Annotated in this window: 21 protein-coding genes; 10 read left to right on the forward strand and 11 right to left on the reverse strand. The window is 66.3% G+C overall.

Annotated elements, in window-relative coordinates; all coding sequences use genetic code 11:
• Nucleotides 1-43: 43 nt before the first annotated feature.
• From LGY53_RS23310 to LGY53_RS23320, 3 genes are all read right to left on the reverse strand, one after another.
• Nucleotides 44-298, reverse strand: a complete 255-nt coding sequence (locus LGY53_RS23310; RefSeq protein ID WP_225728812.1) for an acyl carrier protein — start codon at nucleotides 296-298, stop codon at nucleotides 44-46.
• A gap of 694 nt (nucleotides 299-992) precedes the next feature.
• Entirely contained in the window at nucleotides 993-2528 is a 1536-nt protein-coding gene (locus LGY53_RS23315; protein ID WP_225728813.1) for a M28 family metallopeptidase, read from the reverse strand.
• A gap of 136 nt (nucleotides 2529-2664) precedes the next feature.
• Nucleotides 2665-3189, reverse strand: a complete 525-nt coding sequence (locus LGY53_RS23320; protein ID WP_225728814.1) for a helix-turn-helix domain-containing protein — start codon at nucleotides 3187-3189, stop codon at nucleotides 2665-2667.
• A gap of 57 nt (nucleotides 3190-3246) precedes the next feature.
• Between LGY53_RS23320 and LGY53_RS23325 the strand changes: the two genes are divergently transcribed.
• Entirely contained in the window at nucleotides 3247-3894 is a 648-nt protein-coding gene (locus LGY53_RS23325) for a dihydrofolate reductase family protein (protein WP_225728815.1), read from the forward strand.
• A gap of 18 nt (nucleotides 3895-3912) precedes the next feature.
• Here LGY53_RS23325 and LGY53_RS23330 read toward each other — a convergent pair whose 3' ends face one another.
• Complete coding sequence (locus tag LGY53_RS23330; protein ID WP_374111224.1) at nucleotides 3913-4518, reverse strand: hypothetical protein; 606 nt, start codon at nucleotides 4516-4518, stop codon at nucleotides 3913-3915.
• Between the two features lie 120 nt (nucleotides 4519-4638).
• Nucleotides 4639-5376: a C1 family peptidase gene (locus LGY53_RS23335; RefSeq protein WP_225728817.1), complete on the reverse strand. Its 738-nt coding sequence runs from the start codon at nucleotides 5374-5376 to the stop codon at nucleotides 4639-4641.
• A gap of 227 nt (nucleotides 5377-5603) precedes the next feature.
• Between LGY53_RS23335 and LGY53_RS23340 the strand changes: the two genes are divergently transcribed.
• Both LGY53_RS23340 and LGY53_RS23345 read left to right on the forward strand, forming a co-directional pair.
• Nucleotides 5604-6872 (forward strand): lipase family protein, encoded by a 1269-nt coding sequence (locus LGY53_RS23340; RefSeq protein WP_225728818.1) that lies wholly within the window; start codon nucleotides 5604-5606, stop codon nucleotides 6870-6872.
• Between the two features lie 73 nt (nucleotides 6873-6945).
• Entirely contained in the window at nucleotides 6946-7833 is an 888-nt protein-coding gene (locus LGY53_RS23345) for a LysR family transcriptional regulator (RefSeq protein ID WP_225728819.1), read from the forward strand.
• Between the two features lie 72 nt (nucleotides 7834-7905).
• Here LGY53_RS23345 and LGY53_RS23350 read toward each other — a convergent pair whose 3' ends face one another.
• Nucleotides 7906-9885 (reverse strand): glycosyl hydrolase family 18 protein, encoded by a 1980-nt coding sequence (locus LGY53_RS23350; RefSeq protein WP_225728820.1) that lies wholly within the window; start codon nucleotides 9883-9885, stop codon nucleotides 7906-7908.
• A gap of 425 nt (nucleotides 9886-10310) precedes the next feature.
• On the reverse strand, nucleotides 10311-10982 hold the full coding sequence (locus LGY53_RS23355) for a GntR family transcriptional regulator (RefSeq protein ID WP_225728821.1): 672 nt from the start codon (nucleotides 10980-10982) through the stop codon (nucleotides 10311-10313).
• Nucleotides 10983-11092: 110 nt separating this feature from the next.
• On the opposite strand from LGY53_RS23355, the gene LGY53_RS23360 reads away from it, so the two are divergent.
• Nucleotides 11093-11752, forward strand: coding sequence for a GntR family transcriptional regulator (locus LGY53_RS23360; protein WP_225728822.1), 660 nt, complete (start codon nucleotides 11093-11095; stop codon nucleotides 11750-11752).
• Here the strand turns inward: LGY53_RS23360 and LGY53_RS23365 are convergent.
• The 3 genes from LGY53_RS23365 to LGY53_RS23375 form a co-directional block, all read right to left on the reverse strand.
• A complete protein-coding gene (locus LGY53_RS23365; protein ID WP_225728823.1) occupies nucleotides 11739-12716 on the reverse strand; it encodes a glycerophosphodiester phosphodiesterase family protein in 978 nt (325 codons plus the stop codon). The two genes, LGY53_RS23360 and LGY53_RS23365, sit on opposite strands and share 14 nt — an antisense overlap.
• A 166-nt stretch (nucleotides 12717-12882) precedes the next feature.
• The gene (locus LGY53_RS23370; protein WP_225728824.1) at nucleotides 12883-14289 is read right to left on the reverse strand and encodes a hypothetical protein; all 1407 of its coding nucleotides are present in this window, start codon (nucleotides 14287-14289) and stop codon (nucleotides 12883-12885) included.
• Nucleotides 14290-14514: 225 nt separating this feature from the next.
• Entirely contained in the window at nucleotides 14515-15267 is a 753-nt protein-coding gene (locus tag LGY53_RS23375; protein ID WP_374111220.1) for an IclR family transcriptional regulator, read from the reverse strand.
• Between the two features lie 168 nt (nucleotides 15268-15435).
• Here LGY53_RS23375 and LGY53_RS23380 point away from each other — a divergent pair, with 168 nt between their 5' ends.
• The 5 genes from LGY53_RS23380 to LGY53_RS23400 all read left to right on the forward strand — a co-directional run bounded on the left by LGY53_RS23380 (nucleotide 15436) and on the right by LGY53_RS23400 (nucleotide 22296).
• Complete coding sequence (locus LGY53_RS23380; protein WP_225728826.1) at nucleotides 15436-16263, forward strand: hydroxypyruvate isomerase family protein; 828 nt, start codon at nucleotides 15436-15438, stop codon at nucleotides 16261-16263.
• 62 nt (nucleotides 16264-16325) lie between these two features.
• The gene (locus LGY53_RS23385) at nucleotides 16326-17240 is read left to right on the forward strand and encodes a 2-hydroxy-3-oxopropionate reductase (protein ID WP_225728898.1); all 915 of its coding nucleotides are present in this window, start codon (nucleotides 16326-16328) and stop codon (nucleotides 17238-17240) included.
• 2 nt (nucleotides 17241-17242) lie between these two features.
• Nucleotides 17243-19018 carry a glyoxylate carboligase gene (gcl, locus tag LGY53_RS23390; protein ID WP_225728827.1) on the forward strand — a complete coding sequence of 592 codons (1776 nt, stop codon included), beginning with the start codon at nucleotides 17243-17245 and terminating at the stop codon, nucleotides 19016-19018.
• Nucleotides 19019-19021: 3 nt separating this feature from the next.
• On the forward strand, nucleotides 19022-20140 hold the full coding sequence (locus LGY53_RS23395; RefSeq protein WP_225728828.1) for a glycerate kinase: 1119 nt from the start codon (nucleotides 19022-19024) through the stop codon (nucleotides 20138-20140).
• Nucleotides 20141-20232: 92 nt separating this feature from the next.
• Nucleotides 20233-22296 (forward strand): pyruvate kinase, encoded by a 2064-nt coding sequence (locus LGY53_RS23400; protein WP_225728829.1) that lies wholly within the window; start codon nucleotides 20233-20235, stop codon nucleotides 22294-22296.
• Here the strand turns inward: LGY53_RS23400 and LGY53_RS23405 are convergent.
• Nucleotides 22284-24332: a trehalose-6-phosphate synthase gene (locus LGY53_RS23405; RefSeq protein WP_225728830.1), complete on the reverse strand. Its 2049-nt coding sequence runs from the start codon at nucleotides 24330-24332 to the stop codon at nucleotides 22284-22286. The genes LGY53_RS23400 and LGY53_RS23405 overlap by 13 nt on opposite strands.
• 77 nt (nucleotides 24333-24409) lie before the next feature.
• On the opposite strand from LGY53_RS23405, the gene LGY53_RS23410 reads away from it, so the two are divergent.
• Nucleotides 24410-25327: a carbohydrate kinase family protein gene (locus tag LGY53_RS23410; protein ID WP_225728831.1), complete on the forward strand. Its 918-nt coding sequence runs from the start codon at nucleotides 24410-24412 to the stop codon at nucleotides 25325-25327.
• The last annotated feature ends 3 nt before the right edge of the window (nucleotides 25328-25330 follow it).

Raw genomic sequence — 25330 nt, forward strand, 5'->3', positions numbered from 1 at the left:
CGGGCGATGGCTCGCCCGAGTCGGGATTCAGTGGCAACACGGCTCAGGCACCGACCCCTGTGTGCCCCATTTTCGTTGTCACACAGTCGATTACGTCACGCGCGGTGTGCAGTTCCGCCGCCTCCACATCGGTGATCTCGACGCCGAACGTACGCTCCAACTCGATCACCAGTTCGGCCGAACGCACCGAGTCCAGTCCATAGTCCAGCAACGGGATATCGACGTCTATCTCGGTGACGTGCAGCCCGCGCCGGAACATTTCGCTTACTCGTTCCCCCACGACAAAAGCTGCGGTCACATGTCCTCCAGAATCTAGCTATCGAGACCGTCGCGTCTCTCGATTTGTGCAGCCGCACAAGCGTTGACCGGATCCGCTTGGCTCCACGCCATCAGTACTCCTGCTTCGGAGGCAACGCAATCCGCCGCCCCGCCGGGCCGGATCGGTCGGTTCCAGGGCGAACCGATGGCTATTCCAAGTCTGCGCCGCCCACGAAACACCTTGTTACACAACGTAACACGTAGTTGCCGTCAATACGCGATAATCATCTCCTAATTACTGATACGTCAACGATCTCCGTGAGCACGGCCATCCCGCCGAGAATCCGCAGTTCATGCCGAATTCACGAGCTATATGCAATTTTTCAAAAACCAACTTGTCGGTATTTATTCAACCTCGAGGCAGACGCACACATTTCGCCGAGGATCGCAAGGACAACGCCTACACCTTGATGCGATGTTCACAATCGGAGGTTGCCAGCCATGACATACGTAAGTAGCCCGGCTAACTTCTTGCATTTGGCGAAAATGTGATCACCGCCATCCCCACGGATGGCAAGCATTGCCGGATCGGCCATCCGCAGCCAAACGAGCTACGGCCCAACCACTTTCGCCACCGCCAACGATCAAGAGCCCGAGACCGGGCGAATCGGACAACGCCAATGCCCCTCGTAACTCACTGTGCGGCAGCGAGTTACGAGGGGCGATGTGTCGCGTCAGTTGGCGGATTCGACGACGGCCGTCTCCTGCCGCTGTGACGCCGCCTCCGGCGCGGCCCCGGCGCCGGGCAGGTTCTCACTGAACGCGAAGGTCGCGATCGAGTAGGCGATGGCGGCGGTATTCACGGTCAACGCCGTGTCGTCGATATTGGCGACCGTATCGCAAGCGCTGTGGTAGCAGGGGTCGTACGGTTTGCCCGCCTCGCCGCCGAACATCTCCTGCTCCTCGGGCGTCTTGATGCCCTCGGCACCGGTGAACAGCCCGCCGACCGGAATTCCCGCCGTCATGAACGGCCCGTAATCCGAGCGGCCGTCGAGCGCCGCCGGGACGTGCGGCAGACCGAGGAAGTCGAAGTAGTCGGCGAAGGTCTTCTCGATCTCGGCGGACCCGGCGGGTCCCGCAGCGCCATCGTGGATCTTGTACGCGAAGTTCGGTGACGCGATCATGTCGAAATTGAGGTAGAGCCCGATCTTCTTACGATCGGCGTCGGACAGGCTCTTCACGTAGTGATCGGAGCCGAGCAGTCCCAGCTCCTCGGCGCTCCACCAAGCGAACCGGACCTTGTTCCGCGTCGGCACCCCGGCCAGTCGCAGCGCGACCTCGAGCAGACCCGCACTGCCCGAACCGTTGTCGTCGATGCCCGGACCTGCGAGCACGGAATCCAGGTGGGCCCCGGCCATTACGACCTTGTCGGCATCGCCCTGTCCGGTCTCGGCCACCACATTGGACGTCTTGCGGGTAGTGCTCTCGGTATCGGTCTTCAGCCGGATGACCGCCTTCGCGGCGGCAAGTTCCTGACCGACGGCGAAGCTCGCGCCGACCACCGGGATGGTGATGCCGGGACCGCCGAGGGTTCCGGTGAACGCGTCGGTGCGGCCCGGCTGGCCTTCGTTGAAGACGATCACGCCGGATGCGCCCGCCGCCTGAGCATTTCGCGCCTTGTCGCCGAAGGAACAGGTGCCGCGCTGAACCAGGGCGATATTGCCCTTGCCGAATCCGGCGAAATCCGCGGCCGTGCAGCCGGAGGCCGAGCTGTTCGGCTGCGAGCCGGGCGGCAGGGTGAGGTTGACGGCCTGCACGGTCGCCTTCGTCTCACCGGAGCCCGAATAGGTGAGCGTGGCAAAATCTCCGGGTTCACTGCTGTTCGGCGGGGTCGGCCGATAGGTCTTGGGGTCGGGTGCGATCTGTTCCATGGCCGCGGTCGACCGCTCTTGGAAGAACGGGAAGTCGAACTCCTGCACGGTCACCAGATAGCCCGCACCGCGCAGCTTTTCGGCCACATAGTCGCGCGAGGCGTTCTGGCCGGGGGTGCCCGCGGCGCGGATGCCGCCGTTGGCGTCGGCGATGGTCTGCAATTGTTCCAAGTGCCGCTTGATATTCGGCGCGTGGATCGAGTCGGCCAGCTGCCGCTCGGGCGCCATGGCCGGGTCGGCGTATACCGAACCCGTACATGCGAGTGAAATGACAACGGGCGCAACGACTGCCGCGGCTACGGCGGGTAACACCCTGGCACGGCTGAGAATACGGGGCATATCGGCTCCTCCAAAGGGACGGAAAAATCCCGCTAATCGGAAGGTAAACCGAGCCGTCGCCGCGATGAAACCCCAGTTGGAGTAGTGGGGAGCCGACATCCGGAGTCAGCGTGGCACCGAAATATGGTGCGAGCGCCTAGTTTTCGCCGCCGACGGCCGCGAGATAGGCGGCGGTCAATTCGGCGAGCACACCATCGGTGGGTGACGGCGCGCCCGCGAGGTGGGTGGCGCGCAGCTCGTCCATGAATCGGTCCCACAGCGGCGGCCCGCCCGCCGCGAGCAGTTCGGCTCGCACCGTCAGCTCCGGCGTCGTATCCAACCAGCGCGCGCCCCACGCGCCCAGCTGGGCCAGCACCGGGACGAGCTGGATCGCCGCCTCGGTGAGGCGGTATTCGACCTTCTGCCGATGGCTCGGATCGTCACGGCGGGTGAGCAGGCCCGCGGCGACGAGCTTGGCGAGGCGGGCCGCCAGGATATTCGACGCGATGCCCTCCATGGATCCGGCCAGCAGCTCCCGGAAATGGGTGTTGCCGCTGAACATGATGTCGCGCAAGACGATCAGGCTCCACCGGTCCCCGAGCAGTTCGACCGTCATATTGATCGGACAGCCCGACTTGCCACGCGGCACCGGCAACTTGTCGTAAACAACTGGTTGCGCCATGAGATCAGTCTAGGTATATTCAAAACCAGTTGCAAGTTGCAATCAGAAGGGACTCCCATGAAACAGTTGGTCCGCGTACAGAACTTCACGGTGTCCAGCGATGGATACGGCTCCGGCGAGGGCCAAAGCCTGGAACGCCCGTTCGGCCATGCCGATCCGGCCGCACTCATCGGCTCATGGGCGGGCGCCACCGCGCATTGGCCCAACCGGACCGATCCGGGCGGCAGCTACGGCCTCGACGACTACTGCACCCGCGACTTCACCAACAACATCGGCGCGGAGATCATGGGCCGCAACAAGTTCGGCCCGCAGCGCGGACCGTGGGAGAACTACGACTGGCAGGGCTGGTGGGGCGACGAACCGCCGTTCCGTACACCGGTTTTCGTCCTGACCCACCATGTGCGGCCCTCGTTCACGCTGGGCCAGACCACATTCCACTTCATCGATATGTCCGCGAAGGACGCGCTGGCGCGGGCCTTCGAGGCCGCCGACGGCAAGGATGTGCGCATCGGCGGCGGGGTCGCGACGGTCCGGGAATTCCTCGCCGCCGATCTGATCGACACCATGCACGTCGCGGTATCGAAGATCGAGCTCGGCCGCGGCGAAAGGCTGTGGACGAGCCCCGATGAGCTCACCGACCGCTTTCACCTGGAACAGATCCCGAGCCCGAGCGGGGTGGTGCACCACTTTTTCTGGCGCAAGTAGGACCGCTCCTGGCCCGAGCTACTTCGTCGTCGTCGTGACCGCGGGCGTCGGTTTGGGCGCGGCGGATGTGGTCGCGGACGGCCGCGCCGGGGCCGTCGTGATCCGAATCGGCTCCGGGCACTTGCCATCTCGCTCGCCGATAATGTTGATCTCGGCATTCGACCGCGGGTCACCCGCGTAGTTGATCTTGTCCGTGCACTTCACGTAGTTGTCGCCACCCGGCGCGCCGCAGTACTCGATGCCGCAGTGATCCAACGCCGTCGTGGTCGGCGCGGCCGTTTGGTTCTGGTCTCCGGCGGGCGCGCCGCAGTATTCGATGCCACAGTGGTCCAACGCGGTGGTCGCCGGCGCGACGGTTTGGTCGCTGTCCGTACCGCAACTGTTGCCGCAGCCATCGGTTCCGGAACCGCTGTCGGCCCGCGGTTTACCGCGGTCCGGCGATCCGTTCGGATTCCCTTGCGGCGCTGTCTGACTCGGCGTCACCGAGGTATTGCTGGCCGAACTCGTCGCCGACGCACCCGAATTGGATTCCTTCGACGAACACGCCGACATCACCAGCAGCGCGGCCACGGCGGCCAGCAATACACCCACTGTCAGCCGCAGCCGACCGCTCACCAGCACCATCACGCACTCTCTTGTCCGACCCAACCCGTAGCGACGCTACAAGGTCGGCGAACCGGGCAAACGCCCCAAAAGCTGTGGTGCCGATGTTCGACTGGGCGGATCTCCGGTTGAACGCCCGGCTCACGCGGTGGCTATCGGGCCCATCGAGTAGAGCTCGTCGACATCGTTGCCGGTGATGAAAGACCAAGGCGCGGTGAAGAATCCACTGTCACCCCAACCGGTCCCCCAGGTGTTCTCGATGGTGACGGAGTTTTCGTCATATGCGACGATCGTCACGGCGTGGCCGCCGAGGATCCGCTCGCTGGGCTTCGGATCGTAGCGGAAGTTGTCCTTGGTCAAGTTCTCGAAGCTTTCCCGCACCTCGAATCCGATGACGACCGGCAGACCGCCCGCGATCGCGTCCTTCACCTGGGCCGCCCGGTCACCGTTGGACAAATCCCGGAAGCCCGAAAGCTTGTAGTGCGCGGCATTCGCCCGCTGCTCGTCGGTGGGCTTGCCGCCGCTATCCCCGTAGTCGTCCGCGGTATCGATACCCTGCTGCTGTTCGAGGGTCAGCACGTCGTTCAGCCAGGGACTGTCCGGGAGTTGGGAGCAGACATACATCGGCGCCATCGGCCCGCCGGAAATATTCTGCTCGTTCATCAGCACCCCGTAACCGGTGTAGCCGGTGGCCCAACCGCTGACGCAACCGACCGTACCCTGATTGCCGGCGGGTAATGCGTAGTCCCGCAACGAATACGACGCGGGCGGCCCACCCGCCGAGCCGGCGGAACCGGTTCCGGGCGGATTCGCCGAGGCGACGCCCGCCGAGGCGAGTGCGCAACCCATGATGAATGCCACTGCGGTGACACGACGCATAGCTCTTACCCCTGTCGATTGATACCGGCCACGGTGTGTGCAACCGATCGAAACCGGGCCGGGGATTCCTGCGCGATGTCGCCAATGCTCCACGCGCACAACGGATCAGGGAAGGCTGTTCAACTTGGACAGGCCCGCGAAAATATGGTCATGCAAATTTTCAAATATTCGTTAGCCTGACAATCGACTGGACCTCCTGCCGGACAACAGAACGAGGATACTCAGCAGTGAGCGATGCAGAACGCAGTACCGCACGGCGCTCGCCGTGGTTGCGGGCCGCGGCGATGTTGGCGGCATTCCTTGTGCTACCGATGCTTTCGACAGTAGACGGACCGACGGCGCGCGCCGAGACCGGGTTGATCCTGCCGACGGACGACCCGTTCTACCGCGCCCCCGACCGACTGGCCGACGCCACCCCGGGCGCTGTGCTGCGCACCCGAACCGTCGCGATCGGGATGGGCGGCGCGCAACTGCCGATGGAAGCGACGCAGGTGCTCTACCGAACCACCGGCGAGCGCGGTGAGCCCGCCGCGACCGTGACGACAATCATTCGGCCACCGTCGAATTCGGGACCGCTGCGGATCATGTCGTACCAGGCCGCATATGACGCGCTCGGCGCCAAGTGTGATCCGTCCTACACGCTGCGCGGCGGTCGCGGCACGAGCGCGCTGATGGACGCGCCGATCTACGCCGCGTATCTGGCGGCCGGATTCACCGTTGTCTCAACCGATTACGAGGGTGTCGAGCTCGCGTACGGGGCCGGACACAAGTCGGGTTACGCCGCGCTGGACGGTATCCGCGCGGCGCTGACCACTCTCGGTGCGCCATCCTCGACTCCGGTCGGCATGTCCGGCTTCTCCGGCGGTTCGATCCCCACCGAATTCGCCGCAGAGCTGGCGCCGACATATTCGCCCGAATTGAATCTCGTCGGCGCCGCGCTCGGCGGCTATCCGGTCGATCTCACCAACGTCGTCAACTACGTGGACGGCACCCAGGAGTGGGCGTCGCTGCTGCCCTACGTATTTCAGGGTGCGGCGCGTGGATTCGGCATCGACGTGACGCCGTATCTGTCGGATTACGGTAAGCAGCTGTTCGCACAGGTCGCCGACGAGTGCGTACCACCCACCGGTCCCGCATTCCCCGGCCTCCGGATGCAGCAGCTGCTGCGGCCGGAATATCCGGACTACCGCACCATTCCGGCACTCGCGCCGATGATCGAACAGACCAGGATGGGCCGGACCGGCACGCCGAAAGTGCCGCTGTACCTCGGTGGCGGCAATGTCGACGGCATCGGCGATGGCGTCATGGTCGCGGGTGACGAGCGCGCACTGGCCGCCGATTACTGCCGCCGAGGTGTCGCGGTTCGCTACACGGAATATCCCGGCGCGAATCATTTGGCGGCAGGTGTCCTGTTCGTCCCCGCCGCGACGGCCTTCCTGCAGGCGCGCTTCGACGGTCTCCCGTTCGACAACGGATGCGCCGAGCTGACTCGATAGCTGACAGACCGGTCGAGATTGATGAGCTCGGCACATGTTTGCCAGCTCATCGATCTCCATACAAGATTGGCCGATGGAGCTTCAGCAGTTGCGCTATGTCCTGGCCGTCGCCGAGACGAACAGCTTCACCAGGGCGGCCGAGCGGTGCCTGGTCGTGCAGTCCGCGCTCAGTCACCAAATCGCACGGCTGGAAAGGGAACTCGGCGCGAAACTGTTCGAGCGCACCAGCCGCCGGGTGCGCCTGACACCGGCCGGTGCGGCCTTCCTACCCGCCGCCCGGCAATGCCTCGACGCCGCCGAGCGGGCGAGCGCCGAGGTGGCCGCGGCCGTCGGCGAGGTGCGCGGTCGGCTCGCGGTCGGCGTCATCTCCACCGCCGCGGCCGTCGATATACCGAATGCGCTGCGTCAGTTCCGTCAGCGGTATCCGCGGGTGCGCATCGGCCTGCGGGTGCGCCCGAGCGAGGACCTGCTCGAACAGGTCAGGCAGGGCACGATCGACGTGGCCTTCGTCGGGCTGCCGATCACGGCGCGGCCCGAGGGCGTCGCGGCGCACGAACTGGCCAGCGACCGGCTCGTCGCGGTGGTCGCGCCGGACCATCCGCTCGCCGCCGAACCGGCGGTGGATCTGCGCACGCTCGCCGCCGAACCCTTCGTCGACCTGCCTGCCGGGACCGCCGGGCGCGCCGAATCCGACCAGATGTTCGCGGCCGCGGGTCTGGATCGCGACGTCGCCTTCGAGGTGAGCACCGGGGACTATATCGTCCGGCTAGTCCGGCAGAACCTCGGCGTCGCCATGCTGCCCGCCGCGTACGTGCCGCAGCTGACCGGTGTCGTCGCCATCGAGGTGAACGACGAATTGGCGCGCGTCGAATACGCCGTCTGGAACAAATCCGGCCGCACGCCGGCGGCGACGGCCTTCCTGACCGATCTCGGCATTCCCGTCGATGGTCACGAATCCTGAAGCGCCCCAACGCATCCGGGCGCGCGAATGTGGGCCCCCGCAGGGTAGGGCCCACATCCGCATTCGGAGACGCTAACTCAGCGTGACGTCATCCACGTAGTACTGGCCCTGTGCGTACCAGCCGTGCACCCAGACCGTGACGCTCGTGGTGCTTGCGCCGGTGCTGAACTGGGTCGAAAGCTGTTGGTACGCACCGCCGGTGCCTGGAGTCCAGGTGGACGTGTCGGTAGCGCCCGTACCGGTGACGCCCAGATAGACGTAGTTGCCGTTCACCCAGCCCGACAGGGTGTAGGTGTGTTTCGGTGCGACCGTTACGGTTTGCGAGCACTGGGCGGTATCGGTCGCGCTCGGCGCGCCCGAGAGCGCGTGTTTACCACCGTGCACCGGGGTGGCGACGACCGAGCCGAGGTTGCCCGTGCAGGTCCACGGGGTCAGCGCGCCGGTTTCGAAGTCACCGTTGACGATTCCGGTCCCACCGGGCGGGGTTGTCGTGGTGGTGGTCGTCGTCGTAGTGGTGGTCGAGGTCGGCGGCGTTGTTGTCGTCGTCGTTGTCGTGGTGGTGGTCGGCGGCGTCGTCGTACTCGTCGGCGGCGTGCAGCCACCCGCCGAACCGTTCACCGCGTCGACGAGCTTATTGAAAAGCGTTGTGCCCGGGTCCAAATCCTCCAGCGAATACGTCATCGCACCGGCGAGGCCGTGGCAGTGCAGATAGTCCACCTTGGCCTGAATGGACTGAATGGAGTCACCACCCCACCAGTTCGTGCCGTCGTAGAAGTAGGCGGCCTGCGCGGTGGCGTCGTAGAAGGTGTCGGCCGGATTGTCGACCACACCCGACAGCTCCTTGTACATCCGTATGCCCGGCACATTCCCGGACAGCGGTGCGCCCGCCGCCGGACCGGACGCGGGCTGGAACACCCCGTGCTGACCCGCGTCGGCGACACCCGTCCAGCCGCGGTAGTAGGTAGGGAAGCCGAGCGTCAGCTTATTCGCCGGGAAGCCGCCCGCGATCCCATACGCACTGTCGCCGCTGGTCCACGCGGTGATCGCCTCGTCGATATTGTATTTGGCGGTGCCCGGCGGGACCGGTGTCATCGGGTCGTCCGGGCGGCTGTAGATCGGATCCTGGAAGTTGGTGGGCCCGGTCGCCTCCCAGCCGCCGTGCATGTCATAGGTCATGACATCGGCGAAATCCAGGTATTTGCCGAGGTTTTCGGTCTCGTAGTTGCGGATCTTGTCCTGCCCGGCCGAGACGGCCGCGGTCAGCGCGTAGTGCTTGTTGTCCGCGGTGCCCTGCGCGTCCAATTCGGTGCGGAATTCGGCGGCCAGCGCGGTGAAGTTCGCCTTATCGGCGCTCGACGCGTGGTTGCCCAGGTGGCCGCCGCCGCCCGGGTACTCCCAGTCGAGATCGACGCCGTCGAAGATCCCCTTGCCGGTGCCCGGCCCGCCATAGCCGTTCTGCGAGGGCAGATTTCCCTTCATGAACATGTCGACACACGAGGAGACGAACTTCTTGCGTGCGCCGTCACTGGCCGAAACATCGGAGAAGTACTTCGAATACGTCCAACCGCCGATCGAGAGCAGCACCTTCAGATTGGGGTACTTCGCCTTCAATTCCTTGAGCTGCTTGAAGTTTCCGACGATCGGATCGTTCCAGGCGTCCGTGGTGCCGTCGACGCTGATCGAGCCGTCGAACGTCTTTCCGTAATCGGCGAACGAATCGCCCGCGCCGTCACCGGCATTCGGATTGTTCTCGTCCTGACTGGCCGCCTTGTTCGCCTCGAAACAGGTCAGGTTCGTCGGGTCGATGTTCTCGAAATCGTAGATCAGATAATCGAGTTTGCCCGCGATGCCTTCGGTATCGAGACTCTTGAGATAGAAGGCGTTTTCGTATACCGACCACTGGTCGTAGTAGGCGACCTTGATACCGCCCGATGTCGGCGATGCCGCCGCGGCCTGTTGCGGTGCGGCGCCCGGCGCCGCCAGCGCCATCGCCGCGCCGAGCGCCAGACTCGCGACCGCCGCGGCGAGCCCGGTAATCCTTGCCGTACGCATGGGGTCTCTCCTGTGCGCTCGGGCCGGCTACCGCGCCGACCCGCGCGGGAGCCGGTCGGGGAACTGACTATGGAGTTCGATAAATCGCTGAATTCTCATGGAACACAACACCTCTGATTGAAGCAGCCGAGAACGCGCGCAATCGGACGACGCGCGCCGGAATCGGATTAGGCTGCCGGACACACGATCTGGTTATATGCCGCAGCAATAACAGGGTGACCACCCGCCGCGATCGAGTCCATAGCATCCGGCAGTGGGGATCAGTGGGGATCGCTCGACGAATGCCCACTCGATCGCCGTCGGTATTCGGCCACTTCGCCGGGCAAACTCCGCCCGGTGATCAATAATTGAACTATGCATACCGAATAGCCTTGCGCGGCAATTAAATTCCGGCAGCGACCGGACCGCGGCGGAAAATAGCCGAATTACGCGTCGGTCGCGTCCAATCCGCGCCGCAGGTCGGCCTCCAGCGCGTCGAGATGCACCCGCACGGCCGCTCGCGCGCGTTCCGGATCCGCCGCGTCGGCCAGCGCGCGAAAGGAATCGGCGCGCGGTTCGACGCCGCGCCCCCGCGCGCCGTTGAAGCGATAGCGGCTGGCGGCATGCCACAGGTTGTCCAATGTCCGGATATCCCATGCCGTCGCGGCAGGCCGGATCAGTTCGAGGTGGAACTCCAACTCGGCGTCATAGCGTTCGTCGGCGGCGCCCGCCGGTGCGGTGAGCCGATCGATCAATTCGTGCAGCCGGGTCCGGGCCGCCACGTCGAGCAGCGGGCAGGCGCGCGCTCCGAGTTCCGGCTCGATCAGCCCGCGCAGCCGGAAGATACCGCGCAGATCCGCCGCGGACAGCGGCGCGACGAGCGGGCTGCGGCCGGGCCGGTTGATCACCAGGCCCTGAGATTCCAACTCGCGCAACGCCTCTCGCACCGGAATAAAGCTGACGTTCAGCTGCGCGGCGATCTCGCGCACCGAAAAGGCTTGGCCCGGCCGCAGCACCCCGAAGACGATCGAGCGCCGGATCTCGGTGGCGACCTGCTGAGCCAGGGATTTATCCGCCAGCGGGCGAACGAGCGCCGCACCTTCCCCGCGGGTGGCCATGGTCCTCCGATCCGGTATCGCGATATGGATGCCACCAGCCTAGTGGGCGGCGAATCGAGGCCCGGCTGCGCTATATCGTATAGACGCAATCGCGATGTGCTGGAGGCGAAATGGACGACACGGCAGGACAGGTGCCCGCGGTCGATCAGGTACTGCACGAGATCCGCCGCCGCGTCATCGGCGGCGAGCTGGCACCGGGTGCGGCCATCGCGGCGCGAACGCTGACCGAACAGCTCGGCGTCGGCGAACTACCGGTTCGAGAAGCATTGCGCCAGTTGCGAACTCAGGGACTGCTCAGCTCGCATGGTAGGGTGCTCACCGCACTCGACGCGCACGACCTGGAGTCGATCTACCGGCTCAGGATCTCGATCGAGCCGCAGTTGGCGGCCGAATCCGTGCCGCTGCTCACCCCCGCCGATCTCGCGCGCCTGCAACGGCTGCTCGACGCGACCTTCCGCACGCCGATCACCGAGCGGAGCTGGGCACACGATCGGGAATTCCACGAGCTGGCGCTGCGGCCCGCCGCGACCGAATGGGATCTGCGCGCGGTGCACGCGCTCTGGGACGCGGCGGACCGGTTCACCCGGCTCACCTTCGACCCGATCGACGCCGCCGCGGTCGATGTCGACCGGCACCGGCGCCGTCATCAAGCCATCGTCGACGCGGCGTGCGACCGCGATGCCGACGGGGTGCGCACCGCGGTGCGCATCCATCTCATGGAGAACGCGGCGGAGGCGCGTGCCATTCTCGGCGGTGTCAATTGCGGTTGAATACCGGCGCGATTCGGTCGACGTGATTGGTCCACACCCCACCCCGATAACCCGGCGGCAGCCGCTGGAGATCCTCGGGTGAGTCGAAGCCGCTGGAGAATTCCTCGGTGCCGTCGCCCTTTTCGATAACGACGATGGTGTCGTTGTCCGCCATGAGCTCGATGAAATCGTTCGGCCAGCCCCACAGCATGGGAGCGATCTTATCGGGCAGCAGGAGCTCGATATTTTTGCACGACTGCGGGACGTCACCGTGCCAACCGGTTGCGGCGAAGGTCGCGACACAGTCCGCGATAATAGCCCGCGAGGTGACCCGCATATCCGGAAGTTGTTGCCGCAGTGCGGCAATCGACTTGTCACCACCCTCTACGCCGAGCAGCTTCCTGCGTCCCTCGGACAAGGTGGACAATGCGGTCGCCAACTGCTGCCCATCGGCCGGTTCATTACTCTTCATATCGATGAGCAGGTGCTTGTCCGGAAAGGTGTCGAGCACCTGCTCGAGTGAGGGCATCAGGCCGATTCCCTTGCCGCGGAACGGATAGGTCTTTCCGCCGTCGGCGGTGTAGCGGTAGCCGACGTCGAGGGTTTGCAGCTGCGCCAGCGTATGATCGCTGGTCTTTCCCTTTCCGTCGGTGCGACATTCCAGATCCCACTCGTGGGTGACCGCGAATCGGCGGTCGGCGGTCGGCCGGATATCGAATTCGACGATATCCGCGCCGGTTTCGAACGCGGCCCACATCGATGCGATCGTATTCTCGAGGTAAGGGTGCGTCGGCGGCAGCATTCGATCGGCGACGCACGTCTGATTCGTCAGGCCCTCGGTGGAAAATGCCTGCTGCATACCACCATTCGCGAGGATGAACGGCCGGACCTCCGGCCGGTCGGCATGCGCGGGCGCGACGCCGAGCAGTACGGCGGCGAGACAGCTCGCCAGTACCCCGGCGGTGCGCGAATTCTCGTGACTCATCGATGATTTCCCTGTTGTCGGCGCCACCGGCACGGCGGTGGCGCATGAACCTTCGGCGCGCGGATCCGCACCCAGGCTGGCAAACGTTATATCATATAGCGCAACGCCGGACGACTCGGCTGGTGAGCCGCAATCACCAAATAGCCTGGCGCACAGGCGATCCGGCTCATCCGGTCAGGAATGCCAGCATCTCCCGACGCAGCTCGGGGTCGATCTCCCACTCCGCGGCGGCCGCGACCCATTCGCCCGATGCGGCCGGGCGCGCCGTGGGCGGCCAGGCGGCGAGGGTGGTCAGCGCGGCACGGCGGCAGCGGATGACCCGGTTCGCGAGCGCCACGGGCAGCAGGCCCGCGCCGATGCCCGGATGCTCGCGCAGCCGTCCGACGACGATCTCGAGCACCCGGTCGGCCGCGAATTCCCGGCCGATGCCCAGTGATTCGGACGGGCCGTGGGACAGCTCGGCAAGCGGCAGCAGCTGTTCGGCGAGTTCGACGACCTCGCCGATCCGATCCGCGCCCGCGTGCCGCATCGCCCACTGCCAGACATAGGCGTTGTCGGGTTCGATGCGCAATCGTGCGATGGCGTCCGGCAATGCGTCGACGCCGAGCCTGCCCGCGCAGGACAGCGCGGTCTCGAAGATATGCCCCTCGCCCCCGACGGCAGGATTACCCGCGAGCACACCGGTGACCAACTCGCGCCACCGTCGTCGCGGAATCCGGTAGCCGCTGAACAACAGCGCTGCGTAGCGGACCCGAAGCCGACCGGGTTCGCCGTCCGGCCAGTCGAAATCCGCGTTGGACAACCATCTTTCGATGGTGAGTGCCGCATCGAGCCGCACGATGGTCGGGTCGGCGCGATCGACCAATTCGGCGAAGCGGTGCATGGCCGCGACGGCGTCCGGGTAGTCGCGCATATCCTCGGCGGGGCCGCCGAAGGCGAGCGCCCGCAGGATGCCCGCGGCCCCGTCGAGCAGTTCGTCGTCGACGGTATCGTCCAGCAGGGCCTCGTACAGGCCGCCGGTCGTCGCCGCGATATAGGCGAGATACTCGTCCATCACATCGTTGCGAAACCCGCTGCGCAGCAACCAAGCTCGGATATCAGGATCGCTACAGCCCGCCAACCGCTCGACCGCGTGGATGCGGCCCCAGCCGACGAGCTGGCGCGCCAACTCGAAAACCGCGCGTTGACCGTCGGTTTGGGTTCGCAGCAGCGCGACGACGGCGAAAAGCGCGAACTCGTCCAATGTTCCCAGCAATTGCAGCAATTCGCGGTCGCGTTCATCGCCGCAGATACCGAGCAGCACGATACCGAGCTTGGCCACCTCCCTGCGGGTGGCGTTCTCGGTGACGAATCGCGCCGCCCGCCGCAGCTTTTCGCGCGGCAGGTCGCGAGAGCGCAACTCGCGCACCAGATCGTCGGCGATCCGCACGGGCGAAAGTCCCGCGAAGAGCTCCAGCAGCCGAGCCGGATCGTCCATTCCGGCGACCACACCGTCGGCCAGTTCGGTCACCGGCTGTGCGGCGGCCCGGCGATGATGGGTGCTGATACCGTCGAGCACGACGCTCGGCAGCACGAATCGACCGTGCTCACGGGGCTTTTCATCCGGAAGCGGATACCCGTCCCCCGGCCAGGGACCGGGACCGTACAGAGCGGCGAGCGATAGTGCGTGGGCCACGAACGTGGCCTGGTCGGGGCTCACCGGCTCGGGCGCGAAACGCCCTTTCCATCGAAGATCATGAGCACGAGGATCGCAGCCGCGCCGCCGATGCGCAAGCGTCCGGAACCGGGGACGGCCGCTTCAGTTCAGGTCGGCGGACAGGGCGCGGCTCACCTCGGTGAGCAGCGGGACCGCGCGGCGAACCAGATCCTCGGACATGCGGCCGACCGGACCGGAGATGGACACGGCCAGTTTGGCGGGCGCGTCCGGGATCGCCACCGCGACGCAGCGGACACCCAGTTCCTGTTCGCCGTCGTCGGTGGCATAGCCGTCGCGGGCGGCGGCCGCCAGCTGGCGGGCGAATTCGGCCGGGTCGGTGACGGTGTGCTCGGTGTAGCGGGGCATGCCGGTGCGCCGCAACAGATCTCGGGCCTGCTCGGCGGGCATGCCCGCCAACAGCACCTTGCCGACGGCGGTGCAGTGCGGCAGCACCCTGCGGCCGACCTCGGTGAACATGCGCATGGAATGCCGGGACGGCACCTGGGCGACATAGACCACTTGGTCGCCGTCGAGCATGGCCATATTCGCGGATTCGCCCAGTTCGTCGACGAGATGCTGCAGCTGCGGCCTGGCTCGCACACCGAGCATGTGCGCCGAACTTTCGCCCAGTTTGATCAGCTTCGGGCCGAGCACGTACTGACGCGAGGGCTCCTGCCGCAGATAGCCGAGGTCGACGAGCGTGCGTACCAGCCGGTGGATGGTCGGCAGCGGCAGGCCGGACGCCGCGGCGAGCTGGGAAAGGCCCATCATCCCTCCCCCATCGGCCATGGCCTCGAGCAGCCCGAACGCACGCTCGATCGACTGGACGCCGCCGCGCCCCTTGGTTTCGGTCACCAACTCGCCTCTTCCATATTTCCGGATGGCGGAAGTTTACCGACCCATCCGGATGCGGCCGGAAACCGCTTGGCACCTTCGGCATTCCTTGACGGGGCCGGAGTCAGGCTTCTAGCATATTCCGTATATCAGAATATTTCTTCCGTATTATGGAATTTAGGAGCTATCGTGTGGCCTACGCTTCGCTATGAGGTCAACTGCTCGATCCTGTTCACCGAACTACCCGTACTCGCGCGCCCGGCGGCGGCGCGGCAGGCCGGCTTCGACGCGGTCGAGTTCTGGTGGCCGTTCGACAGCGCGGTCCCCGGCGACGCGGAGATCGACGCGTTCGTCGGCGCCGTCGCCGATGCGGGGGTCGCGCTGGCCGGACTGAACTTCGCCGCGGGCGATATGCCGGGCGGCGGTCGCGGATTGGTCTCCTGGCCGGCCCGATCCGCGGAATTCCGCGACAATATCGACGTCACCATCGGGATCGGCGAACGACTCGGTTGCCGGAACTTCAACGCGCTCTACGGGAATCGGATCGTCGGGGTATCGGCGGATGAGCAGGACGAGTTGGCGACGGAAAACCTCGCCGCCGCGGCCACGGCCGCCGACCGCATCGGCGGCACCGTACTCGTCGAGCCGGTCAGCGGCGCCGACCGCTACCCGCTGCGCACCGCCGCCCACGCCCTCGCCGTCCTGGACCGGGTGCAGACCGGCACGGGCGCAACGAATCTCGGACTGCTCGCCGACCTCTACCACCTGGCGGTCAACGGCGACGATGTCGACAAGGTCATCGCCGAACACACCGGCCGGATCGCCCACGTCCAGATCGCCGACCATCCGGGCCGGAACGAACCGGGCAGCGGCGAACTGCCGTTGTCGCGTCAGCTCACCGAATTGTGGACTCGCGGCTACCGCGGCTGGGTGGGACTCGAATACCGGCCCTCCGGTGCCACCGCCGACAGCTTCGACTGGCTGCCGCGCGACCGACGCGCCGCCGACGGCGACTGAAAACCATTGTCCAGCAACAACTCTAGGGATACAAAATGACTACAGCATCGCGAAGCGATTCGATGAGGGGCGGTGGCCGGGCGACGGGCGGGCTCGATATCGCCTTCATCGGATTGGGCATCATGGGCAGCCCGATGGCCGTGCACCTGGCCAATGCCGGTCACCGGGTCGCCGGGTACAACCGCACGGCGGCGAAGGCCGCGCCGCTGGTCGCGGCGGGCGGGCGCGCCGCGACCTCGATCGCCGACGCGGTTCGCGGCGCTGAGGTGATCTGCGTGATGGTGCCCGACTCCCCCGACGTGCGCGCGGTGCTGACCGGCGAGAAGGGCGTCTTCGACAGCGCCGAACCGGGCGCGCTGATCATCGACTTCTCCACCATACGTCCCGACGTCGCGGCCGAATTCGCCCGTCAGGCAACCGAATCCGGCCTCCGGATGCTGGACGCACCGGTCTCCGGCGGTGAGGCGGGCGCGGTCGGCGCGACACTGTCCATCGCGGTCGGCGGCGCCGATGCCGACTTCGAGCGGGCGCGGCCGATCTTCGACGCGGTGGGCAAAACCGTTGTGCACGTTGGCCCCAGCGGCTCCGGTCAGACCGTCAAGGCGGCCAACCAACTGATCGTGGCCGCCAATATCCAGGCGCTGGCCGAGGCCATCGTGTTCCTGGAGGCATACGGCGTCGACGCCGAGGCGGCGCTGCGGGTGCTCGGCGGCGGGCTGGCCGGTTCGCGGGTGCTCGAGCTGAAACAGGACGCCATGCTGGCCCGTACCTTCCAGCCCGGATTCCGAATCAACCTGCACCACAAGGATTTAGGCATCGTATCCGACGCCGCGCGGCAGGCCGGGGTCGTACTGCCGGTGGGCGCGTTGGTCACCCAATTGATGGCCGCCGCCAAGGCGAACGGCGATGGGGAGCTCGACCACAGCGCGCTGCTGCGTGGGGTGGAGCGGCTCAGCGGGCGGGCGAAGGAGAGCTGACGATGGTTCGGATGCGTGCGGTTGATGCGGCTGTGTTGATCCTCGAAAAGGAAGGGGCGACTCAGGCTTTCGGGTTGCCGGGGGCGGCGATCAATCCGTTCTACAGTGCGATGAAGGCCCATGGTGGGGTTCGGCATGTGTTGGCGCGGCATGTGGAGGCGGCCTCGCATATGGCCGAGGGCTACACCCGGGCTCGCGCGGGCAATATCGGTGTCTGTGTCGGGACGTCGGGTCCGGCGGGAACCGATATGGTCACCGGGTTGTATTCCGCGAGTGCGGATTCCATCCCGATCCTGTGCATCACCGGGCAAGCACCGGTCGCCAAACTGCACAAGGAAGATTTCCAAGCGGTTGATATCGCCGCGATCGCGGGACCGGTGGCCAAGTGGGCGGTCACGGTGCTGGAGGCCGCGCAGGTGCCGGGGGCATTCGCTAAGGCGTTCTGGTTGATGCGGGAAGGTCGTCCCGGGCCGGTGTTGATCGATCTGCCGATCGATGTGCAACTGGCGGAGATCGAGTTCGATATCGACACCTACGAGCCGCTGCCGGTGCAGCGTCCGGCCGCGACCCGCGCGCAAGCGGAGAAGGTGCTGGCGATATTGAACGCGGCCGAGCGGCCGTTGATCGTGGCCGGGGGTGGGATTATCAACGCCGACGCGTCGGAGCTGTTGGTGGAATTCGCTGAGTTGACCGGGATTCCGGTGGTGCCGACCCTGATGGGGTGGGGTGCCATCCCTGATGACCACCGGTTGCACGCGGGCATGGTGGGGTTGCAGACCTCGCACCGCTACGGCAACGCGTCGTTGTTGGCCAGTGATTTCGTGCTCGGGATCGGGAATCGGTGGGCCAACCGCCACACAGGAGGGCTTGAAACCTACACGCGTGGGCGCACTTTCGTGCATATCGATATCGAACCCACCCAGATCGGGCGGGTCCTGGCCCCGGATTACAGCATCGTCTCCGATGCGGGCGCGGCATTGCGCGTGTTGATCGAGGTCGCCGAAGAGCAAGCGGCCCAAGGCAAGCTGACCGATCGGCGCGAGTGGGCCGAACAGGTGCTCGCGCGCAAGCAGCAGGGCCTGCGCAAAACCCATTTTGCGAATGTGCCGATCAAACCGCAACGGGTGTATGAGGAGATGAACCGGGCGTTCGGCCGCGATGTGCGTTATGTGTCCACCATCGGTCTGTCCCAAATCCAAGCCGCGCAACTGTTGCACGTGTATCGGCCCCGGCATTGGATCAACGCCGGACAAGCCGGGCCACTCGGGTGGACGTTGCCTGCCGCGTTGGGGGTGGCGACCGCCGACCCCGACGCCACCGTGGTCGCTTTGTCGGGTGACTACGACTTCCAGTTCCTCATCGAAGAACTCGCTGTGGGCGCCCAGTTCCACATCCCGTATATCCATGTCGTGGTGAACAACTCGTATCTGGGGTTGATCCGCCAAGCCCAACGCCAGTTCGACATGGACTATTACGTCCAACTCGACTTCGACAACATCAACAGCCCCGAAGTCGGCGGCTACGGCGTCGACCACCTGAAAGTCGCCGAAGGGCTGGGCTGCAAAGCAATCCGCGTCTTCGAACCCGACCAACTCGCCCAAGCCTTCGAAGACGCCAAAAAACTCCTCACCGAGTATCGCGTCCCGGTGGTGGTCGAAGTCATCCTCGAACGCATCACCAACGTCTCCATGGGCCAGGAGATTGACAACATCAACGAATTCGAAGAACTCGCCGAAACCCCAGAAGACGCACCAACCGCCATTGCCCTGGTGGACTGAGGAATGGCCCGAGTCCTCATCGCCTCCGACAAGTTCAAGGGTTCGCTGACCGCCGCGCAGGTCGGCGCCGCCGTCGCGGATGGCATCCGGCAGGTCCGGCCCAGGGCGTCGGTGGCGGTTATACCGGTGGCCGACGGCGGTGACGGCACCGTCGCCGCCGCGCTGGCGGCCGGATTCGTTGCGGTCCCGGTGATCGCCACCGGGCCCACCGGCGAACCGATCGGCACCAGGTATGCCCGGCGCGGCGAGCTCGCCGTCATCGAACTCGCCGACGTCTCGGGGCTGGTCCGGCTGCCCGGCGCGAAACTCGCGCCGATGACGGCCACCTCGGCGGGAACCGGTGAGGTGATCGCCGCCGCGATCGCCGCGGGCTGCCGCCGGATCGTGCTCGGCATCGGCGGCAGCGCGAGCACCGACGGCGGCGCCGGGTTGGTCCGGGCGCTCGGGGCCCGACCGTTGACCGCCGAAGGCACCGAAATCGCTTATGGCGGTGCGGCTTTGGCATCGGTGACCCGGCTCGATCCGGCCACCATGCCGTCCCGGCTCGACGGTGTCGAAATCACCGTCGCCTGCGATGTCGACAACCCACTCACCGGCCCACACGGCGCGGCGGCCGTCTACGGTCCACAGAAGGGCGCCGACGCCGACCAGGTCGCGAAACTCGATGCCGCACTCACCCATTGGGCCGATATCGTCGCAGCCACCACCGGCGCCGACCATCGCGATGCAGCCGGTGCGGGCGCGGCGGGCGGCGTCGGCTTCGCCGCCATCGCATTACTGGGCGCAGCGCTTACCCCCGGTATCGAATTACTGCTCGACCTGGTCGATTTCGGAAATCACCTGACCGGCGCCGATTTGGTCGTCACCGGCGAGGGCACCCTCGACGAACAGACCCTGCACGGTAAAGCCCCCGCGGGTGTCGCCGCGGCGGCCCGCGCGGCGGGCATCCCCGTCATCGCGGTCTGCGGACGAAACACACTGTCGCCCAACCTATTACACACCGCCGGTTTCACCGCCGCCTACGCGCTGACCACCATCGAACCCAACCAGCACCGCTGTTTCACCAACGGCGAAGCCCTATTGCGCCAGCTCGGCGCGGAAATCGCCACACACCACCTGTAAAACCCGTTGGCGGAGTGTATTCCCGCCCGGCGGCCCGGGCCGCGTCGTGGCGTTGGGCTTCACCTCGGCCATCATCGAACTTCCCCGGAGCGGTGACCGAGCAGGCCCGCGCCGATCCGCGCCGGGCGATCGAGGGCCCGGTCGGGTACGCGAGCGGGGTGATCGCCATCGGCATCCGGCTGGCGGTGGTCGAGCCGCGCATCGCGGCCACCCGCATTCGAGCGGGTCCCGGTTTCCGAGGCCGAAGGACCCTACGGCATGGCGATCGCAGCCGTGAAACTTGGGCCGTGCAGACGAGTGAGATCGGTCGAATCGTCGAGGAAATAGCCGCGCTTCAGGATGCGCTGGCGGATGCGGAACGTCAGTGGGCCGCGCAGATCGAGCGGGTGGATCCGCATAATCGAGCCAGCGCCGTCAATCTCGTGCACTACTGGGCGATTCGGCAATTCGATCTGCGCGATCTGCAACGCCGATTGGCGATATTCGGGTTGTCCTCGCTCGGACGCAGCCAGGCCCATGTGCGCGAGACGCTCATCGCGATCCGCGCGGCGGCAGCGGCGCTGGCGAACCACGGCGGTGAACCGGAGGCCGTGACATTCGGGCATCCAGACGGATCCCGGGTGTTGCGGCAGCGCGCCCGGGAGTTACTCGGCCCGGCGCCCAAGCGGCGGTCCACCCGAATCATGGTCACTTTGCCGAGCGAAGCGGCGACCGATGCACAGCTCATCAACGATCTGGTGGCGCAGGGCATGAACGTGGCCAGGATCAACTGCGCGCACGACAGTCCGGCCGCATGGGCGGACATGATCGGTGAACTGCGCCGCGCCGACGGTGAATCCTGCCGCATCGCAATGGATCTCGCCGGTCCGAAGCTGCGTACCGGGCCGCTCGCCGAGGGTCCGCAACTGGTGCGGCTCCGGCCGCAGCGCGATGTATTCGGCCGGGTCACCGAGACCGCGTGGTGCTGGCTCACACCCGTGGAACATCCGAGTCCGCCACCGCGCGAACACATTCCGGTGCTGCCGGTGGCTGCCGCGTGGCTGCCGCACCTGGCGCCGACCTCCACCTTCCGGCTGTGCGATGCCCGCGACGCGAAACGCGTCTTCACCGTCGTACAGGCCGACAGCCACGGCGCGCTGGCCTGCACGGGGCGCACCGCCTACCTCGTGACCGGTACCGAACTCACCGCGGACACCGGCGCGGTCACCGAGTTGGGTCCGCTGCCCGCGGTCCAGCAGTACCTCACCCTGTCGCCGGACGACACCCTGATACTCACCCGCGACTGCACCCCGGCCCCGGTGCCGCCGCAGGGGCTGCCGCGCATCGGTTGCACGCTGCCCGAGGTGTTCGGCACCGCCCGGCGCGGGCAGCCGATCCTGTTCGACGACGGCAGGATCACCGGCCGGATCGTGGACTGCGATGCGGACACCATCACCGTCACCATCACCGCGGCCACCGCCGAGAACAGCAAACTCCGTGCGGGCAAAGGCATCAACCTCCCCGAAACGGTACTGCCGATACCCACCCTCACCGAAACCGACCGCGCCAACCTATCTTTCGTGCACGAGCACGCCGACCTCGTCGAAATGTCGTTCGTGCGAACGCCCGCGGACGTCGCCGACCTACTGTCCGCCCTCGACGAACTCGGTGACACCCAACTCGGCGTCATCGTCAAAATCGAGACGGCACAAGGCTTCCGGAACCTACCCGCCATCCTGCTCGAAGTCATGCGCCGCCGTCGCGCCGGTGTCATGATCGCCTGCGGCGACCTCGCCGTCGAATGCGGTTACGAACGGCTGGCCGAACTGCAGGAGGAAATCCTCTGGCTCTGCGAGGCCGCCCACCTCCCCGTCATCTGGGCCACCGAGGTACTCGACCAGCTGGCCCGCTCAGGTCGGCCATCCCGGGCCGAAATCACCGATGCCGCAATGAGTGTCCGCGCCGAATGCGTCATGCTGAACAAGGGCCCGCGCATAGTCGACGCCGTCGTCACCCTCGACAACATCCTGCATCGCATGAGCGCGCACGCCGACAAACAAACCACCCTCATGCGCTCCCTGCGCTCCTGGTACCGCGCCCAGCCCGCACCCCCACCCAAACGTCAGAATAATTCAGCCGCGGCTGGTCCGGGCCGACTCGATATTCAGGACGGATAGGGCGGTTTCGGTGCGGCGGGTGGACGGGACCGGATCGCGTCGATGATGCCGGTCGCCCAGTCGATGGGGTGGTCGTGGCCGAGGAGTTCGGCGAGATGTTTTGCGCGCGTGCGGCGTTCGGTGGGGGTGAGAGACAGGGCGCGTACGAGGGTTGTCGTGAGGTCGGCGGGTGATTCGGGATCGGTGAGCAGAGCGGCGGCGCCGAGTTCGATTGCGGCACCCGCGTGGCGCGACAGCACGAGGACACCGGGTGCACGGCCGGTGGTCACCGCCGATTGGGCGGCGATGAATTCCTTTGCGGTGAGGTTCATGCCGTCTTGCAGGGAGGTCACCCAGAAGACGTCCGCGGTGAGATAGTGCTCGATGAGCTCCGCGAGCGGCAGCGTCCGGGGGACGTAATCGATGGGCAGCCAATCGTCGGTCCGCCAGGTGTCGTTGACTTCGACGATACGCCGTTCGAGTTCGATTCGGGTGGCGTCGTGTGCGGTGATGCCCGGTTCGGGCGGTGGGCAGATCAGCCGGAATACCAACCGGCGCCGTAGCCGCGGGTGGTGCGCGAGGACCGCCTCGAATGCGTCGACCTTGGGCACGGGCGCTTTGGCGTAGTCGAGACGTTCGACCGAAAGCACCAGATCGTGTCGGCCCGGCCGGATGTGTCGTGCGTGGCGGCGGGCGAGCGCTTCGATAGCGGGGCGGTCGATTCCCAAGGGATGAACGCCCAACGCGGGCAGTGCCGACTGGTCGCCGAGCGTGCGGCGAAAGTTGTCGGCGAAGTCGGCGGTGTGGAATCCGGCCCAGTCCAAATCCCTTAGGGAGCAACAGATCTCGTCGGCGGTCGGCAGCGCGGCGAATACCTCCGGAGGCGGGAACGGGGTGTGGTGGAACAGGCCGATGCGCAGGTCGGGCCGGATGCGGCGCAGCAGGCCGGGTACGAGCCACAGATTGTAATCATGAAGCCAGACGATCGCATCGGGTGTCGTTCGGGCCGCGATGTGCTCGGCGTACCGCCGGTTGAACTCGCGGTAGCTGGTCCAGGCCGCGACATCGAAGCGCATGCGGTGCGGCGCGGACATGAGTATCGGCCACAGCGTGTCCTTACATGCGCGATGGAAGTAACCGCACCATTCGTCGCCGGTGACCGGCAGCAGCGATATCGGCGCATCGGGTGCGGGGGTATCGACGGCGGCAGCCACCCAGACACCCGGCAGGCCGCGGTCGAACAGCGCGGTCAAGGTGGGCAGAATTCCGTTGGGGCTGGCGAATTCCCGTCGAGCGTCGTGGTTCACCGGCGGCCGGTGATAGCCGACGACAAGTGAGTATCGATCGTCCGGTGCGATCCATCCCAGGTCCCGCAGCGCCTCCAGAATCGCGCCCGCGCCGCGACGGTCGGGGCGCAGGACCCGAGGATCGTCCGGAACCGCCTCGTGCAGAGCGGGTTCCGCGCCGCCGACGATCACGCCATGCGCACCCAGGTCGAACAGCGATGCGTCGTTGCGCGAATCACCCGCCACCAGAATCGAATCGGTCGGCCAGCCGAATTTCGTGGCGAGGGCCGCGGCGGCATTGCCTTTCGACGCGTTGCGCGGCAGGACGTCGAAGTATCGGTCCGCGCTGTACTGCCATCCGCAGCCGAGCGCCGCCACCGCGGCGGTGAGCTCGTCGGTGAGCTGCTCCGGCGCCAGCAGATAAGAGCAGCGTCCGGCTTGCGGCACCCGCTGGTACGTCAGGTGCCGGAACCGGCGCAATGCGTGCCGAACGCGTTGCGTCCCAGGCCATCCGGCACGAAGACGGTCCTGGATGTCCGCGACCGGACGCAGGTCCGCGCCGACGACGGTGGCTCCGACATCGGCGATGATCCAGCGCGGTCTCGGCACCAGCGGGTCGGACAGCACCCGCGCGACCGACGCCACGCCGCGGCCGGTGGCGAAGACGACAGTAATGTCACGGCGGGCCAATTCCGCACTAAGGTGACGCCGGCCGGAAAGCGTTCCGCCCAGCAACGTACCGTCCAGATCGGTGATCAGGATTCTCGTCACCAGTTAAAAGCTAACATCCGGTGAGCGAAATATGTTGGCACAGCGCATTTCTCGAGTCGAGAGGGTAAAATCTCCGGATGGGCGCTGACGGCGGGCGGGAAATCCTGGTATTAGGCGCGTATTTCGTGGATTTGGTCTTCCACGGACTCCCCGAGACATCGCGACCCGGCCGCGAGATCTTCGCCGAGGGCTTCACCATGGTGCCCGGCGGTGCGTACACCCTGGCCATGGCCGCGCATCGACTCGAGCACGACGTGGTCTGGGCGACCGATTTCGGCACCGACCTCTTCAGCGGCTACGTCCTGGCCGCGGCACGCGCGGAAGGCATGGATACCAGCGGATTCCGGTATCACCCCGGACCATTGCGCAGCGTCACCGTCGCCCTGTCCACGCCCCGCGACCGCGCGATGATCAGCTTCCAGGACCCGAGCGAACCGCAACCGATCGCATCGCTGCTGCGACAACACCGCCCGCGCGTGGTGATGCTGCCCCAACTGCGCTACGACACCGACACCGTCGAAGCCTTGGCCGCCGCCCGCAGGCACGGCAGCATCGTGGTGATGGACTGCCAAGACGTCCCGGTCGACCTGGAAACCCCAGGTGTGCGAGCCGCACTCGCGACCACCGACATCTTCGCCCCCAACGCCGACGAGGCACTGCGCCTCACCAACACCGCGACACTCGACGACGCCCTGAACCGCCTGAGCGAACTCGTGCCGAACGTCGTGATCAAACGCGGCAGCGCCGGCGCCACCGCCACCCACCACAAACAACGCTATGACGTTGCCGCCCCACGCGTTCAGGCCGTCGACACCACCGCCGCAGGCGACTGCTTCAACGTCGGATACGTCCACGGCATCCTCCACGGCTGGCCCCCAGCCGAATGCCTCGCCGCAGCCGTAGCATGCGGAACAGCCGCCACCCGCGGCCCCGGCTCCACCCCCGCCCCAACCCCCACCACCCTCGCCCACTGGCTCACCCGAACAACGACATAGCGC

Source organism: Nocardia sp. JCM 34519.1, from assembly GCF_020361265.1.
Taxonomy (GTDB): Bacteria; Actinomycetota; Actinomycetes; order Mycobacteriales; family Mycobacteriaceae; genus Nocardia; species Nocardia arthritidis_A.

Bases quoted from the DNA above. Each gene is read 5' to 3' on its own strand.
- LGY53_RS23350 (WP_225728820.1), bottom strand. From the start codon at position 9,885: ATGCGTACGGCAAGGATTACCGGGCTCGCCGCGGCGGTCGCGAGTCTG.
- LGY53_RS23365 (WP_225728823.1), bottom strand. From the start codon at position 12,716: ATGAGTCACGAGAATTCGCGCACCGCCGGGGTACTGGCGAGCTGTCTC.
- gcl (WP_225728827.1), top strand. From the start codon at position 17,243: ATGGTTCGGATGCGTGCGGTTGATGCGGCTGTGTTGATCCTCGAAAAG.
- LGY53_RS23385 (WP_225728898.1), top strand. From the start codon at position 16,326: ATGAGGGGCGGTGGCCGGGCGACGGGCGGGCTCGATATCGCCTTCATC.
- LGY53_RS23315 (WP_225728813.1), bottom strand. From the start codon at position 2,528: ATGCCCCGTATTCTCAGCCGTGCCAGGGTGTTACCCGCCGTAGCCGCG.
- LGY53_RS23335 (WP_225728817.1), bottom strand. From the start codon at position 5,376: ATGCGTCGTGTCACCGCAGTGGCATTCATCATGGGTTGCGCACTCGCC.
- LGY53_RS23345 (WP_225728819.1), top strand. From the start codon at position 6,946: ATGGAGCTTCAGCAGTTGCGCTATGTCCTGGCCGTCGCCGAGACGAAC.
- LGY53_RS23360 (WP_225728822.1), top strand. From the start codon at position 11,093: ATGGACGACACGGCAGGACAGGTGCCCGCGGTCGATCAGGTACTGCAC.
- LGY53_RS23410 (WP_225728831.1), top strand. From the start codon at position 24,410: ATGGGCGCTGACGGCGGGCGGGAAATCCTGGTATTAGGCGCGTATTTC.
- LGY53_RS23355 (WP_225728821.1), bottom strand. From the start codon at position 10,982: ATGGCCACCCGCGGGGAAGGTGCGGCGCTCGTTCGCCCGCTGGCGGAT.
- LGY53_RS23395 (WP_225728828.1), top strand. From the start codon at position 19,022: ATGGCCCGAGTCCTCATCGCCTCCGACAAGTTCAAGGGTTCGCTGACC.
- LGY53_RS23320 (WP_225728814.1), bottom strand. From the start codon at position 3,189: ATGGCGCAACCAGTTGTTTACGACAAGTTGCCGGTGCCGCGTGGCAAG.
- LGY53_RS23330 (WP_374111224.1), bottom strand. From the start codon at position 4,518: ATGGTGCTGGTGAGCGGTCGGCTGCGGCTGACAGTGGGTGTATTGCTG.
- LGY53_RS23325 (WP_225728815.1), top strand. From the start codon at position 3,247: ATGAAACAGTTGGTCCGCGTACAGAACTTCACGGTGTCCAGCGATGGA.